Raw genomic sequence first — 14,619 nt, 5'->3', positions numbered from 1 at the left:
GCACGTGGATGTCACACCCCTGATCTGGGCGGTCTCGCTCGGCCTCGTCGGCGCTCTGCTCGTCGTCGACGTCGCGGTGGTCGCCCGTCGGCCCCACATCCCGACGACCGCCGAGTGCGTGCGCTACCTGGCGTTCTACATCGGGCTCGCGGTGCTCTTCGGCATCGGCGTGTGGCTCACCGCCGGCGCCGACTACGCGGGGCAGTTCTACGCCGGCTGGCTCACCGAGTACTCGCTCTCGGTGGACAACCTCTTCGTGTTCCTGCTGATCATGGGCAAGTTCGCGGTTCCACGGCAGTACCAGCAGACCGCGCTCCTGGTCGGCATCATCCTGGCGCTGATCTTCCGCGGCATCTTCATCTGGGCCGGCGCAGCCGTCATCGACGCGTTCAGCTGGGTGTTCTACCTCTTCGGCGCGTTCCTCGTCTGGACCGCGTTCCGGGTGGGGCGCGAGGGGGAGTCCGACGACGACGAGTTCAAGCCGCCGCTGATCCTGCGGCTGGTCCAGCGCTGGTTCCCGGCGACGGACGAGTACCACGGCGTGAAGCTGACGATCGTGGAGAACGGGCGCCGGCTGATCACGCCGATGCTCATCGTGCTCGTCGCCCTCGGTGCCACGGACCTGCTCTTCGCGTTCGACTCGATCCCGGCGATCTTCGGGCTGACGAGCGAGCCGTACCTCGTGCTGATGGCGAACCTGTTCGCGCTCATGGGCCTGCGGCAGCTGTACTTCCTGCTGGGCGACCTGCTGAAGAAGCTCGTCTACCTGAACATCGGCCTCGCGGTGCTGCTCGGCTTCATCGGGCTCAAGCTGATCTTCCACGCGCTGGCCGAGAACGAGGTGCCCTTCATCAACGGCGGCGAGCCGGTGCCGTGGGCTCCCGAGATTCCCACCTGGGCGTCGCTGGTCTCGATCGTCCTCATCCTCGGGGTGACGACGATCGCGAGCCTCTGGAAGGCCCGGCGGGACGCCCGCGCCGAGGCGTCAGGCGCTCCAGGGGCCGAGGACGAGGTCCCACTCGCGGACGTCGGTCTCGCTGATGACGTCGTCGAGGGCGAACKGGTCGKCCGCGAGGATCCTGTCCAGCGACGCCCGGTCGGCGGTCCGGAGGACGAGGAGCGCTCCGGGAGCCCCGTCGACGAGCGGTCCTGAGCCGAGGAGCTCACCGAGGCTGCTCAGGTACGCCCGGTGCACCGGGCGGACCGCGTCGCGCGTGTCGTCCTTGGTCCGGTCGTAGGTGTAGCGGACGGCGTAGGTAGGCATGGAGGACATCCTGCCTGACCGTGGTGGCAGAGTGTTTCGCATGCCACGCACGCTGCGCACCCTGCTCACCGACGACCTCCTGGCCCGCGTCCACGAGCGCGCGCCCGGGCACGACCGCGACAACACGTTCCCGCACGACGATCTGGCCGACCTGGTCGCGGCCGGCTACCTGAGAGCGTTCGTCCCCGAAGCGCTGGGCGGCGCGGGCCTGACCCTCGAGGAGGTCGCGCGCGAGCAGGTGCGCCTCGCGGCGGCGGCGCCGGCGACCGCACTGGCCGTCAACATGCACCTGGTGGTGACCGGGCTGGCTGCACTCCTCGCCGGCCGCGGCGACGACTCGGTCGAGTTCATCCTGCGGGACGCCGCGGCGGGGGAGGTCTTCGCGTTCGGCAACTCGGAGGCGGGCAACGACCTGGTGATGTTCGGCTCCCGGACGCGTGCGGAGCGGCAGGACGACGGCGGGTACCGGTTTTTCGGCACGAAGATCTTCACGTCGCTCTCCCCGGTGTGGACTCGCCTGGCGACCTTCGGCCTGGACGAGTCGGACCTGCAGAACCCGCTGTTGGTGCACGGGGTGGTCTCGCGCGGCGACGGTGAGGTGCAGACCCGCGACGACTGGGACACCCTGGGCATGCGAGCCACCCAGTCCGCCACCACCGTGCTCGACGGTGCCTTCGCTCCCGCTGACCGCGTCTACCGCTCGCTGCCGCCCGGCCCGAGCGCCGACCCGTTCATCTTTGCGCTCTTCGCCGTGTTCGAGGTGCTCCTGGCCGCCGTCTACACGGGGATCGGCCGCCGCGCGATCGAGCTCGGGGTGGCCGCGGCGCAGCGCCGGACGTCGCTCAAGTACGACGGGCGTGCCTACGCGCAGGACCCCGACATCCGCTGGCGGATCGCCGACGCGGTGCTGGCGCAGGACGGAGCCGAGCTGCAGGTCTTCGCGCTGGCGCGGGACGTCGACGAGCAGGCCGACCACGGCGCGCGCTGGTTCGCCCAGCTCGTGGGGCTCAAGGTCCGCGCGACCGAGTCGGCCCGGGTGGTCGTCGACGATGCCATCCGCGTGTCCGGGGGCGGCTCGTACTTCAGCGGCAACGAGCTCGGCCGGCTGTACCGCGACGTGCTCGCGGGGCTCTTCCACCCGTCGGACGACGAGTCCGCCCACTCGACCGTGGCCAACTCCGTGCTCGGGCCGCCGGAGGCCTGACATGGAGATGCCCGACGTACTCGACCTCGACGGCGGCCGGCTGCGCCCGGTGGCGGAAGCGGACTGGCCGCTGGACCACGCCCTCTCGCGGGTCCCCGACGTGACGCGGTGGACGTACTACCCCGCGGACGTGAGCGAGCAGGAGGCGCGTGCTCGGATCATCCGGAACGTGGACCTGCGGCGGGACGGCCGCGGCGGCCGGTTCGTCGTCGAGACCGCAGGGGTGCCCGTCGGGACGATCGGGCTCTCCGTGCGAGTCGACGGCCCGTACCTGTACTACGCGCTGCTTCCCGAGGGGCGCGGACGAGGGCTGGCCACCTCGGCCGTCCTGGCCCTGTCGGCCTGGGCCTTCGCCGCGGGCGCGCCGCAGGTGCACGCCCTGACGATGCTGGACAACACGGCCAGCGAGCGGGTGCTTCAGCGCGCCTCGTTCGCCCGCGTCGGGCTCGAGGTGGAGCCGGACGGGGTGACCGTCACGCGCTGGGTTACTGGCGCGTAACTTACGCAACCGTAGGTTAGGGTGGGCTTATGACGACGGCGCATCCTCCGGACGAGGTCACCATCCCCGACGAGCCCCTGGGTGCGGCGCTGGACCGCGCGGCGCTGCGGTGCCCCGAACGCGTCGCGGTCGACTTCCTCACCGGCCAGACGTCCTACGGCGAGCTGGCGGACCGGGTGGCCCGCGGTGCTCAGGCGCTCCTCGATCTCGGCGTCCAGCCCGGGGACCGCGTCGCGCTGGTGATCCCGAACTGCACCGCGCACGTCGTCGCGTTCTACGCGGTGCTGCGCATCGGTGCCGTCGTCGTGGAGCACAACCCGACCTACACGCCCGGGGAGCTCGCCCACCAGCTCGCCGACTCCGGCGCGGTCGTCGCCCTCGTCTGGGAGAAGGCGGTCCCGGCCGTGCTCTCCTCGCTCACGACGACGCGGTTGCGCGCCGTCGTCGCCGTCGACCTGACCGCCGACCTGCCGCTGACCCGCCGGTGGAAGCTGCGGCTGCCCGTGCCCCGGGCGCGCAAGGTCCGAGCGGCGATGCGCGGTCCCGTCCCGCCCGCGTTCCCGATGTGGCACCGGCTCGTCGCGAAGACCGAGCCGATCGACCCGGCTCATCCCGGTCCGGAGTCGACCGACCTCGCGCTCCTGCAGTACACCGGGGGGACGACGGGGACGCCGAAGGGCGCGATGCTCACGCACCGCAACCTCGTCGCCAACGCCGTCCAGGGCCAGGCGTGGACGGCCGCCGAGCCGGACACGGAGGTCGTCTACGGCTGCCTCCCGTTCTTCCACGCGTTCGGGCTGACGCTCTGCCTCAGCTACGCGATCCGCGTCGGGGCCACGCTCGTCGTGTTCCCGAACTTCGACCCGGCGATGGTCCTGGAGGCCCAGCAGCGACTGCCCGGCACCTTCCTGCCGGCCGTCCCGCCGATGCTCGACCGCCTGGCGGGTGCCGCGAAGCCCGGCGACCTCGGGTCCTTCCGGTACGCGATCTCCGGCGCCATGGCCCTCCCCGCCGAGACGGCCGAGCGGTGGGAGCGCGCCACCGGCGGGCTCGTGATCGAGGGGTACGGGATGACCGAGACCTCGCCCGTGGCCCTCGGCAACCCGCTGACCGACGGTCGTCGGCCCGGAACCCTCGGGCTCCCGTTCCCGAGTACGCAGATCCGGGTCGTCGACCCGACCGACGCCTCGCGCGACGTCCCGCCGGGGGAGCGCGGCGAGCTGCTGATCCGCGGGCCTCAGGTCTTCGCCGGCTACTGGCAGCGGCCCGACGAGACCGCCGAGCAGCTGCTCGACGACGGGTGGCTGCGGACCGGGGACATGGTGACCATCGACGAGACCGGGTGGGTCGTCCTGGTCGACCGCCTCAAGGAGCTCATCGTCAGCGGCGGGTTCAAGGTCTACCCGTCGCAGGTCGAGGACGCCCTGCGACAGATGCCGGGCGTCTCGGACGTCGCCGTCGTGGGCATCCCGGGTGGCGACCTCGGCGAGACCGTCGTGGCCGCCGTCGTGCTCGAGCCCGGTACGACGGGCGTCGACCTCGAGTCGGTCCGCGCATGGTGCGAGCAGCGTGTCGCTCGGTACGCGCTGCCGCGCCGGCTCGAGGTCCTCGACGAGCTGCCCCGCTCGCAGGTCGGCAAGGTGCTGCGCCGGCAGGTGCGCGAGCAGGTGCTCGCGCAGTAGGTCACCAGCCGCGGGCGCGCCACTCGTCGAGGTGCGGGCGCTCGTCGCCGAGCGTGGTGCCGCGGCCGTGGCCCGGGTGCACGACGGTGTCGTCGTCGAACCGGTCGAAGACCCGTTCCGTGAGGTCCGCCATCAGCGACGCGAACGCCTCCGGGGACCTCGTCGCGCCGGGACCGCCCGGGAACAGCGAGTCGCCCGTGAACAGGTGGACCCGTCCCGCAGGCTCGCGGTAGGCGAGCGCGACGGAGCCGGGGGTGTGGCCGCGCAGCGCCATGACCTCGAGGGTCACGTGACCGACCGTGACGACGTCGCCGTGGTGCAGGCGGCGGGTCACCGGGACGTCGGTGGCCTCGTGGATCGCGTCGGCGTCGTCGGCCCCCGTGAAGGACGGTGCGCCGGTGAGCGCGACGACCGAGGCCAGCGCGCGGTGGTGGTCGGGGTGGCGGTGGGTGGTGACGACCGCATCCAGCCGGGCCGACGACGAGCCCTCGCGCAGCAGTTCCAGCAGTCGCTCGGGCTCGTCGGCGGCGTCGACGAGCAGCTGCGCGCCGTCCTTGCGCTCGGTCAGGAGGTAGGCGTTGTTGTCCATCGGGCCGACGGACACGGACCGGATCTCGAGGACCTCGTCGTCGGACGTCATGAACCCCTCCGTTCGACCGCCAGGTCGTGGCTGTGCACCGCGCGTACGAGGGCCAGGTGGGACAGGGCCTGCGGCATGTTCCCGGCCATCCTGCGACCGACGGGGTCGTACTGCTCGGCGAGCAGGCCGACGTCGTTCGCGAGGCCCGTGAGGATGTCGAGCACCTCGGTCGAGGCGTCCACGTCGTCCACCCGCGCGAGGGCGTCCGCCAGCCAGAACGAGCAGGCCAGGAACGCGTGCTCGTCCCCGGGGACGCCGTCGTCGGTGTGCTCGGTGCGGTAGCGGCGCAGCAGCCCCGGCGCCATCTCGAGCTCGGCGCGGATGGCGCGGACGGTGCTCCTGATGCGGGGGTCGTCCGACGGCAGGAACCCGACCTGGGCGAGCTGGAGCAGTGCGGCGTCGGTGTGCGACGAGCCGTACGACTGCACGAAGGTCTCCCGCTCCGCGTCCCACCCGTTCTCGAGCACGTCCGCGTGGATCGCGTCGCGCTCCGTGCGCCACCGGTCCGTCGGAGCGTCGAGCCCGTAGCGCTCGGCGGCCCTCACGGCCCGGTCGACCGCCGCCCACGCCATGACCTTCGAGTGCGTGAAGTGCTGCGGGTCGCCGCGGACCTCCCAGATCCCGCGGTCCGGCTCACGCCAGTGGCCCAGCAGATGGTCGACGAGGTGCCGCTGCAGGGCCCAGGAGTCGTCGGTCTCCGCGACCCCGGCCTCCCGAGCCTGCTCGAGGGCGCACATGACCTCGCCGAGCACGTCGTTCTGCATCTGCCCGACGGCCGCGTTCCCTACCCGGACGGGTCGGCTCCCCGCATAGCCCGCGAGGTGGTCGAGCTCGCGCTCGGGCAGCTCCCGGCCCCCGTCGACCCGGTACATGATCTGCAGGTCCGCCGAGCTGCCCGCCACCGCCCGCAGCAGCCAGCCGCGCCAGTCCGAGGCCTCGTCCTCGTACCCGTGCTCGAGGAGGGCCTCGAGCGTCATGGCCGCGTCGCGCAGCCAGCAGTACCGGTAGTCCCAGTTGCGGCTGCCGCCGAAGTCCTCGGGCAGGGACGTCGTCGCGGCGGCGACGATGCCCCCGGTCTCCTGGTCGGTCAGCATGCGAAGGACGAGGAGCGAGCGGACGACGACCTCGCGGTACGAGCCCTGATAGGCGCAGCTGCGCGCCCAGAGCCCCCAGTCGATCCGGGTCTCGTCGAGCCGGTCCGGGATGGTGAGCCGCGGCGGGACGGAGTCCCACGAGCGCGTCCACGTCAGCGCCAGCTCGACGGCCTCACCCTCCTGCAGCGTGAACCGGTCGGAGTGGCGGTGGTCGTGGGCCTTGGGGAGCCGGTCGCCCCGCAGAAGCAGCGAGTCCGGACCGGCGATGGCCCGGATCGTGTCGGCACCGTCGGGGTCCGTGACGTGGTGCACCCAGGGCTCGATCGCGCCGTAGCCGAACCTGACGATCCACTCGTGCTCGACCTCGACCTGCCCGCGCGTGCACTCCAGACGGCGCACGATGTCCGACCGGCCGTCGTTGAGCGGCATCGCCTCCAGCGCGACCGCCGACCCGGTCGGTGTCTCGTACGTCGTCTCCAGGACGAACGAGTCGTCGAGGTAGCGGCGCGTCACGGACGTCGCTCCGCGGACCGTCAGCAGCCAGCGCCCGTTGTCCGGCGTGCCCAGCAGGCGCGCGAAGCACGCGGCCGAGTCGAAGGCCGGCAGGCACATCCAGTCGATCGACCCGCGTCGGCTCACGAGGGCCGCCGTCGCGCCGTCGCCGAGCACGGCGTACTCCTCGATCGGCACCGGTGCCGGGTCGTCGTCACGGTCCATGGCGTGAGCATGGCCCGGAGGTTGTCGGCCAGCACGTCGAGCGCGATGTGCGTTCGCTCACGTCGAACAGATGTGCGATTGTCGGTGGCGCGACGTAGACTCCCGGGCGTGAACGAACGTCTGGTGGTGCAGGGCGCCCGCGAGCACAACCTCCGCAACGTCGACCTCGATCTCCCGCGCGACAAGCTCATCGTGTTCACCGGGCTGTCGGGGTCGGGCAAGTCGTCGTTGGCGTTCGACACCATCTTCGCGGAGGGGCAGCGGCGCTACGTCGAGTCGCTGTCGGCGTACGCGCGCCAGTTCCTCGGGCAGATGGACAAGCCCGACGTCGACTTCATCGAGGGGCTGTCGCCCGCGGTGTCGATCGACCAGAAGTCGACCAACCGGAACCCGCGGTCGACGGTCGGCACGATCACCGAGGTGTACGACTACCTGCGCCTCCTGTTCGCCCGCGCCGGCACGCAGTTCTGCCCGATCTGCGGCGAGCGCGTCACCGCGCAGACGCCGCAGCAGATCGTGGACCGGCTGCTCGAGCTTCCCGAGGGCACGCGCTACCAGGTGCTCGCGCCGGTCGTCCGTGGCCGCAAGGGCGAGTACGCCGACCTGTTCAAGGAGCTGCAGAGCAAGGGCTTCGCCCGCGCGCGCGTCGACGGCGAGGTCGTCCAGCTCACCGAGCCGCCGACGCTCGAGAAGAAGCTCAAGCACGACATCGAGGTGGTCATCGACCGTCTCGTGGCTCGCGAGGGCGTCCAGCGGCGGCTCACCGACTCGGTCGAGACCGCGCTCGGCCTGGCCGGCGGCCTGCTCGTCGTCGAGCTGGTGGACGCCGACATCGACGACCTGAATCGCGAGCGGCGATTCTCTGAGCACCGCGCCTGCCCGAACGACCACGTGCTGGCGCTCGACGAGATCGAGCCGCGCACGTTCTCGTTCAACGCGCCCTACGGCGCCTGCCCCGAGTGCACGGGCCTCGGCTCGAAGCTCGAGGTGGACCCGGACCTGGTCGTCCCCGACGAGGACCTGTCGCTCGACGAGGGCGCGGTCGCGCCCTGGGCGCAGATCTCTAGCGAGTACTTCGGCCGGGTGCTGACGGCGCTGGCGGCGGACATGGGCTTCTCGACGAGCGTGCCGTGGCGCGCGCTGCCGCAGCGTGCCCGGGATGCGGTCCTGCACGGCCAGAACCACGAGGTGAAGGTCCGCTACAAGAACCGCTGGGGCCGTGAGCGGCAGTACTCGACGGGCTTCGAGGGTGTCATCACGTTCCTCGAGCGCCGCCACAACGAGACGGACTCGGACTGGAGCAAGGAGAAGTACGAGGCGTACATGCGGGAGGTCCCGTGCCCCGTGTGCGGCGGCGCCCGGCTCAAGCCCGAGGTGCTCGCGGTGCGGGTGGGCGGTCGGTCGATCGCCGAGGTCTGCGCCCTGCCCATCCGTGAGGCGCGCGAGTTCCTCGACACCCTCGAGCTCGGCGAGCGCGAGCGCGCGATCGCGACGCAGGTGCTCAAGGAGATCCAGGCACGGCTCGGGTTCCTGCTGGACGTCGGCCTCGACTACCTCTCGCTCATGCGTCCGGCCGGCACGCTCTCCGGCGGCGAGGCGCAGCGGATCCGGCTCGCGACGCAGATCGGCTCCGGCCTGGTCGGCGTGCTCTACGTCCTGGACGAGCCGTCGATCGGCCTGCACCAGCGCGACAACCGGCGCCTCATCGAGACCCTCACGCGCCTGCGCGACCTGGGCAACACCCTGATCGTCGTCGAGCACGACGAGGACACCATCCGCACCGCCGACTGGATCGTCGACATCGGCCCGGGTGCGGGGGAGCACGGCGGTCGCGTCGTGCACTCCGGCGACCTGGACGGGCTCCTCGCGTCGGCCGAGTCGGTGACGGGGGCGTACCTCTCGGGCCGCAGGACCATCCCGATGCCTCAGGTCAGGCGCCTGATCGACAAGAAGCGCCAGGTCACCGTCGTCGGCGCGCGCGAGCACAACCTGCAGGGCATCGACGTGTCGTTCCCGCTCGGCACCCTCACCGCGGTGACGGGGGTGTCCGGCTCGGGCAAGTCGACGCTCGTGAACCACATCCTCTACACGGTGATGGCGAACGAGCTCAACGGTGCGCGCCAGGTGGCCGGACGGCACAAGCGCGTCACCGGTCTGGAGCACCTCGACAAGGTCGTGCACGTGGACCAGGGACCGATCGGGCGCACGCCGCGGTCCAACCCGGCCACCTACACGGGCGTGTGGGACCACGTGCGCCGGCTGTTCGCCGAGACGACCGAGGCGAAGGTCCGCGGCTACACGCCCGGCCGGTTCTCGTTCAACGTCAAGGGAGGCCGCTGCGAGGCGTGCTCGGGCGACGGCACGCTCAAGATCGAGATGAACTTCCTGCCCGACGTCTACGTGCCGTGCGAGGTCTGCCACGGCGACCGTTACAACCGCGAGACGCTCGAGGTGCACTTCAAGGGCAAGACGGTGGCCGACGTGCTCTCGATGCCGATCGAGGAGGCCGCCGACTTCTTCGCCGCGGTCCCGGCGATCTCGCGACACCTGCGGACGCTGGTCGACGTCGGGCTCGGGTACGTACGGCTCGGTCAGCCGGCGCCGACGCTCTCGGGCGGCGAGGCGCAGCGCGTCAAGCTCGCCGCGGAGCTCCAGCGACGCTCGACCGGTCGCACGATCTACGTGCTCGACGAGCCGACGACCGGTCTGCACTTCGAGGACATCCGCAAGCTGCTCGGCGTGCTCCAGTCGCTGGTCGACAAGGGGAACTCGGTCATCGTGATCGAGCACAACCTCGACGTGATCAAGAACGCCGACTGGGTCATCGACATGGGGCCCGAAGGCGGCAGCGGCGGCGGCCTGGTGATCGCCGAGGGGACGCCGGAGCAGATCGCGATGTCGCCGGACTCGCACACCGGCCGCTTCCTCGCCGAGGTGCTGGAGCCGGTCGCGGAGCGCGTCTCGGCGTGACCGGCGTCAGCGCGGGACGGCCTGCGCCATCCGCACGGGTACGGGCTCGTGCCGGACGGGGAAGTTCACCGAACGCGAGATGAAGCAGTGCTCGTGCGCCTTGTGGTGGATCCCGCCGAGGACGGCGTCGGTCACCGCGCCGCCCTCGGGAAGGTGCGCGCCGGGCGCCACGGTGACGCGCGGTCGGAGCACGACCTCGCGGAACTGGCCTTGCCCGGCGGCCTCGATGCGCATGGTGCCGACGGCGCTGTCCTCATACCCCACGACCACGACACCGGCGGCCGACGCGAGGTGCAGGAACCAGAGCATGTGGCACTGCGCGAGCGCGCTGACGAGCAGCTCCTCGGGATTGAACCGAGACGGGTCGCCTCGGAACGCGGGGTCCGACGAGCCCAGCAGCGGCGGCTTGGAGCCGATCCGCACCTCGTGGTCGCGGCTGTAGGCGGTGTAGCTCGACGTCCCGGTGGCGCCGGCGCCGGTCCACGTGACGTCGACCGAGTACGTGTGCAGGGGGCCCATCGCCCCACGGTAGCCGCGCCCGGGGTGTCCCGTCCGGTCACCGACGTCAGTAGTCCGAACTAGGCTCGAACGCATGGCTGATCCCGCCACCTACCGTCCCGCGCCGGGGGAGATCCCCGACGAGCCCGGGGTCTACCGCTTCCGCGACGAGCACGGCCGCGTCATCTACGTCGGCAAGGCCAAGAGCCTGCGGCAGCGCCTGTCCAGCTACTTCCAGGACCTGTCCGGCCTGCACTCGCGCACCCAGCAGATGGTGACGACGGCGGCGTCGGTGCAGTGGACGGTCGTCGGCACCGAGGTCGAGGCGCTGGCCCTCGAGTACTCGTGGATCAAGGAGTTCGACCCGCGGTTCAACGTCAAGTACCGCGACGACAAGTCGTACCCGTACCTGGCGGTGACGATGGCCGACGATTTCCCGAGGGTGCAGGTCATGCGCGGCGCCAAGCGCAAGGGCACCCGCTACTTCGGGCCGTACGCGCACGCGTGGGCGATCCGCGAGACGGTCGACCTGCTGCTGCGTGTCTTCCCGGTACGCACGTGCTCGGCGGGCGTGTTCCGGCGCGCCAAGCAGCAGGGGCGGCCGTGCCTGCTCGGGTACATCGACAAGTGCTCGGCGCCGTGCGTCGGGCGGATCTCGCCGGACGACCACCATGCTCTGGCGCAGGACTTCTGCGACTTCATGGCGGGGGACACGGCCAAGTTCACGCGTCGCCTGACCACGCGAATGAAGGAGGCGGCCAACGAGCTCGACTACGAGCAGGCCGCGCGGCTGCGGGACGACATCCAGACGCTCGAGAAGGCGACCGAGAAGAACGCGGTCGTCCTCGCCGACGGCACCGACGCGGACATCTTCGCCCTCTCCGGCGACGAGCTCGAGGCCGCGGTGCAGGTGTTCCACGTCCGCGACGGCCGCATCCGCGGTCAGCGGGGCTGGGTGGTCGAGAAGGTCGAGGACGTCACGGACGCCGAGCTGGTGGAGCACCTGCTGCAGCAGATCTACGGCAGCGAGGCGTCTGGCGACGGTGGGGCCGGCTCGTCGGCGGTCCCGCGCGAGGTGCTCGTGCCCGTGCTGCCTCCGGACGTCGAGCAGGTGCAGGCGTGGCTCGCGGGGCTGCGCGGCAGCAGGGTCTCGGTCCGCGTGCCCCAGCGGGGAGACAAGCGCGAGCTCGCTGCGACGGTCCTGCGCAACGCGGAGCACTCCCTCGTGCTGCACCGCACCCGTCGGGCTGGGGACCTGACCACGCGGAGCCAGGCGCTGCAGGAGATCCAGGAGGCGCTGGACCTCTCGTCGGCACCGCTGCGCATCGAGTGCTACGACGTCTCGCACAACCAGGGGACGTTCCAGTCGGCGTCGATGGTGGTGTTCGAGGACGGCCTGGCGCGCAAGAGCGAGTACCGGATGTTCAACATCCGTGGCCCCGAGGGTCAGGGTGCCCGCGACGACACCGCGGCGATGCACGAGGTGATCACCCGCCGGTTCAAGCGCTACCTCGCCGACCGCGCGGACTCCCGCGACGTCGAGCTCGACACGGGCGACGAGGACGACGACCACCTGGTGCGCTCGGGCCCGATCGACGAGGTCACGGGCAGGCCGGTCCGGTTCGCCTACCCGCCCAACCTCGTCGTGGTCGACGGCGGTCCGCCGCAGGTGGCGGCCGCCGCGGCGGCGATGGCGGAGCTCGGGATCGACGACGTGGCCCTCTGCGGGCTGGCCAAGCGGCTCGAGGAGGTCTGGCTGCCCGGCGAGGAGTACCCGGTGATCCTGCAGCGCTCCTCGGAGGGCCTGTACCTGCTCCAGCGGCTGCGCGACGAGGCTCACCGGTTCGCGATCACGACGCACCGCAAGCGGCGGAGCAAGGGCATGACGACGTCGGTGCTCGACGACGTGCCCGGTCTGGGTCCCGCCCGGCAGGCCGCGCTGCTGCGGCAGTTCGGCTCGGTCAAGCGGCTGCGGGCGGCGTCGGTCGAGGAGATCGCCTCGGTGCAGGGGATGGGGGAGCGGACGGCCGCCGCCGTCGTCGCGGCCCTCAACCCGACACAGGGCGCGCCCCAGCCGGGCGCGTCGGACCAGGTGAGCGCGCCGGCTGGCATGCTGGACGCATGAGCGACGAGCCTTCGCCGATCACGGTGCCTGCAGGGATACCCGCGCTCGAGGCGGCGACCGAGGCACCGCACCTGGTCCAGCCGCAGGTCCTGATCATCACCGGCATGTCCGGCGCGGGACGTTCGCGCGCGGCCGCGGTGCTGGAGGACCTCGACTGGTACGTGATCGACAACCTGCCGGCGCAGATGCTCACGCACCTCGTCGGCATGCTCACCAGCGGGGCCGCGGCCGGCCGTGCGCAGCGGCTCGCCGCGGTGATCGACGTCCGCGGCCGCGAGTTCTTCCGCGACCTCGCCCCGGTGCTCGAGGGCCTGCGCGAGTCGGGCGTCGACTACCGGATCCTCTTCCTGGACGCGTCCGACGAGGTCCTCGTCCGCCGGTTCGAGCAGGTGCGCCGGCCGCACCCGCTCCAGGGCTCGGGACGGATCCTCGACGGCATCGCCGCGGAGCGTGCGGCCCTGGTCGACCTGCGGGAGCGCGCGGACACGCTCATCGACACGTCCGAGCTCAACGTGCACGACCTGGCCCGCGAGGTCCGCACGGTCGTCACCACCGCCGGCGAGGACGTCCTGCAGGTGTCGGTCCTGTCGTTCGGCTTCAAGTACGGCCTGCCGCTGGACGCCGACCACGTGGTCGACGTGCGCTTCCTGGCCAACCCGTACTGGATCACCGAGCTGCGGCACCTGACCGGCCGCGACGCGCCGGTCCGCGACTACGTGCTCGGGCTGCCCGGAGCGGTGACGTTCATCGACCGCTACGTCGACGCTCTCGAGCCGGTGCTCGCCGGGTACCTGAACGAGGAGAAGCGGTACGTGACCATCGCCGTCGGGTGCACGGGAGGCAAGCACCGCTCCGTAGCCATCAGCGAGGCGATCGCCGCCCGGCTGCGGGACCAGGGGCACCACGTCGCCGTCTCGGCCCGCGACCTCGGCAAGGAATGAGGGCCTCGAGAGGCAGCTCGTCACCCGCGGTCGTCGCGCTCGGCGGGGGCCACGGCCTGTCCGCGTCGCTGTCCGCGCTGCGCCTGATGACCGACCGAATCACCGCGGTGGTCACGGTCGCCGACGACGGTGGCTCCTCGGGCCGGCTGCGCGAGGAGCTCGGCGTGCTCCCGCCCGGCGACCTGCGCATGGCTCTGGCCGCCTTGTGCGACGACTCCGAGTGGGGTCGCACGTGGCGTGACCTGCTGCAGCACCGGTTCCGCTCGTCGGGCGACCTCGACCAGCACGCCGTCGGGAACCTCCTGATCGTCGCCCTGTGGGAGCAGCTCGGCGACACCGTCGAGGGTCTGGACTGGGTGGGCAGGCTGCTCGGCGCCCGCGGCCGGGTCCTCCCGATGACGTCGGTGCCGCTGCGGATCGAGGCCGACGTCGTCGACGCGGCCGGCAACCGCTCGCTCGTCGTCGGCCAGAGCGCGGTCGCCGTCACCAGCGGGACCATCGAGAGCCTCCGGCTGGACCCGGCCGACCCGCCCGCCTGCCCGGAGGCCGTCGACGCGATCGGCGCGGCCGACTGGATCGTGCTGGGACCCGGCTCCTGGTACACCTCCGTGCTCCCGCACCTGCTCGTGCCCGGTCTGCGCGAGGCGCTGGGCCGAACGAGGGCACGCACGATCCTGACGCTCAACCTCGCGTCGGGTGAATCGGGGGAGACGGCGGGCATGCGCGCCGAGGACTACCTGGAGGTCCTGCGCACGCACGCCCCCGAGCTGTCGGTCGACGCGGTCGTCGCCGATCCGACGGCCGTCGAGGACGTCTCCGCGCTGTCGGCCCGCGCCGCCGACCTGGGAGCACGTCTGCTGCTCCGTCAGGTCAGCCGGGGGGACGGGACCGCTCGCCACGACCCGCTGCGACTGGCCGGCGCGTACTCCGACGTGGTCGAAGGATTCCTCGGGGACGTCGGAACCCCGTCGGACTAGCTGCCCCG

Annotated in this window: 11 protein-coding genes and 1 pseudogene; 8 read left to right on the top strand and 4 right to left on the bottom strand. The window is 71.8% G+C overall.

Features of this window, described 5'->3' with window-relative positions; genetic code table 11:
* Positions 1 to 4 precede the first annotated feature (4 nt).
* On the top strand, positions 5 to 1,153 hold the full coding sequence (locus tag AC1DZC_RS03545; protein ID WP_477042266.1) for a TerC family protein: 1,149 nt from the start codon (positions 5 to 7) through the stop codon (positions 1,151 to 1,153).
* Here AC1DZC_RS03545 and AC1DZC_RS03540 read toward each other — a convergent pair.
* Positions 1,076 to 1,264: pseudogene (locus AC1DZC_RS03540) on the bottom strand (YciI family protein); the annotation flags it as partial. The gene AC1DZC_RS03545 and the pseudogene AC1DZC_RS03540 overlap by 78 nt on opposite strands.
* Positions 1,265 to 1,304: 40 nt before the next feature.
* Between AC1DZC_RS03540 and AC1DZC_RS03535 the strand changes: the two are divergent.
* Genes AC1DZC_RS03535 through AC1DZC_RS03525 form a run of 3 tightly spaced genes read left to right on the top strand, consistent with a single transcriptional unit; the run spans position 1,305 to position 4,649 of the window.
* Entirely contained in the window at positions 1,305 to 2,468 is a 1,164-nt protein-coding gene (locus AC1DZC_RS03535; protein WP_477042265.1) for an acyl-CoA dehydrogenase family protein, read from the top strand.
* 1 nt (position 2,469) lies between these two features.
* The gene (locus AC1DZC_RS03530) at positions 2,470 to 2,967 is read left to right on the top strand and encodes a GNAT family N-acetyltransferase (RefSeq protein WP_477042264.1); all 498 of its coding nucleotides are present in this window, start codon (positions 2,470 to 2,472) and stop codon (positions 2,965 to 2,967) included.
* Positions 2,968 to 2,996: 29 nt separating this feature from the next.
* The gene (locus tag AC1DZC_RS03525) at positions 2,997 to 4,649 is read left to right on the top strand and encodes an AMP-binding protein (RefSeq protein WP_477042263.1); all 1,653 of its coding nucleotides are present in this window, start codon (positions 2,997 to 2,999) and stop codon (positions 4,647 to 4,649) included.
* Position 4,650: 1 nt separating this feature from the next.
* On the opposite strand, the gene AC1DZC_RS03520 is transcribed toward AC1DZC_RS03525, so the two are convergent.
* Together AC1DZC_RS03520 and AC1DZC_RS03515 are read right to left on the bottom strand one after the other, a co-directional pair.
* Positions 4,651 to 5,289, bottom strand: a complete 639-nt coding sequence (locus AC1DZC_RS03520; RefSeq protein ID WP_477042262.1) for an MBL fold metallo-hydrolase — start codon at positions 5,287 to 5,289, stop codon at positions 4,651 to 4,653.
* Positions 5,286 to 7,100: a glycoside hydrolase family 15 protein gene (locus tag AC1DZC_RS03515; RefSeq protein ID WP_477042261.1), complete on the bottom strand. Its 1,815-nt coding sequence runs from the start codon at positions 7,098 to 7,100 to the stop codon at positions 5,286 to 5,288. The genes AC1DZC_RS03520 and AC1DZC_RS03515 overlap by 4 nt, the downstream gene beginning before the upstream one ends.
* A 108-nt stretch (positions 7,101 to 7,208) precedes the next feature.
* On the opposite strand from AC1DZC_RS03515, the gene uvrA reads away from it, so the two are divergent.
* Positions 7,209 to 10,070, top strand: a complete 2,862-nt coding sequence (gene uvrA, locus AC1DZC_RS03510) for an excinuclease ABC subunit UvrA (RefSeq protein WP_477042260.1) — start codon at positions 7,209 to 7,211, stop codon at positions 10,068 to 10,070.
* Between the two features lie 6 nt (positions 10,071 to 10,076).
* Here uvrA and AC1DZC_RS03505 read toward each other — a convergent pair whose 3' ends face one another.
* Entirely contained in the window at positions 10,077 to 10,589 is a 513-nt protein-coding gene (locus AC1DZC_RS03505) for an OsmC family protein (protein WP_477039007.1), read from the bottom strand.
* A 73-nt stretch (positions 10,590 to 10,662) separates the two neighbouring features.
* Between AC1DZC_RS03505 and uvrC the strand changes: the two genes are divergently transcribed.
* The 3 genes from uvrC to AC1DZC_RS03490 are packed head-to-tail and all read left to right on the top strand — an operon-like array spanning position 10,663 to position 14,611.
* Positions 10,663 to 12,693 carry an excinuclease ABC subunit UvrC gene (uvrC, locus tag AC1DZC_RS03500; RefSeq protein WP_477042259.1) on the top strand — a complete coding sequence of 677 codons (2,031 nt, stop codon included), beginning with the start codon at positions 10,663 to 10,665 and terminating at the stop codon, positions 12,691 to 12,693.
* The gene (gene rapZ, locus AC1DZC_RS03495) at positions 12,690 to 13,634 is read left to right on the top strand and encodes an RNase adapter RapZ (protein ID WP_477039005.1); all 945 of its coding nucleotides are present in this window, start codon (positions 12,690 to 12,692) and stop codon (positions 13,632 to 13,634) included. The genes uvrC and rapZ overlap by 4 nt, the downstream gene beginning before the upstream one ends.
* Positions 13,631 to 14,611, top strand: a complete 981-nt coding sequence (locus tag AC1DZC_RS03490; RefSeq protein ID WP_477042258.1) for a gluconeogenesis factor YvcK family protein — start codon at positions 13,631 to 13,633, stop codon at positions 14,609 to 14,611. The genes rapZ and AC1DZC_RS03490 overlap by 4 nt, the downstream gene beginning before the upstream one ends.
* Positions 14,612 to 14,619: the final 8 nt, after the last annotated feature.

It is taken from the genome of Cellulomonas sp. P2_B4 (genome assembly GCF_056404795.1).
This window is presented reverse-complemented; position numbering and strand designations above follow the sequence as displayed.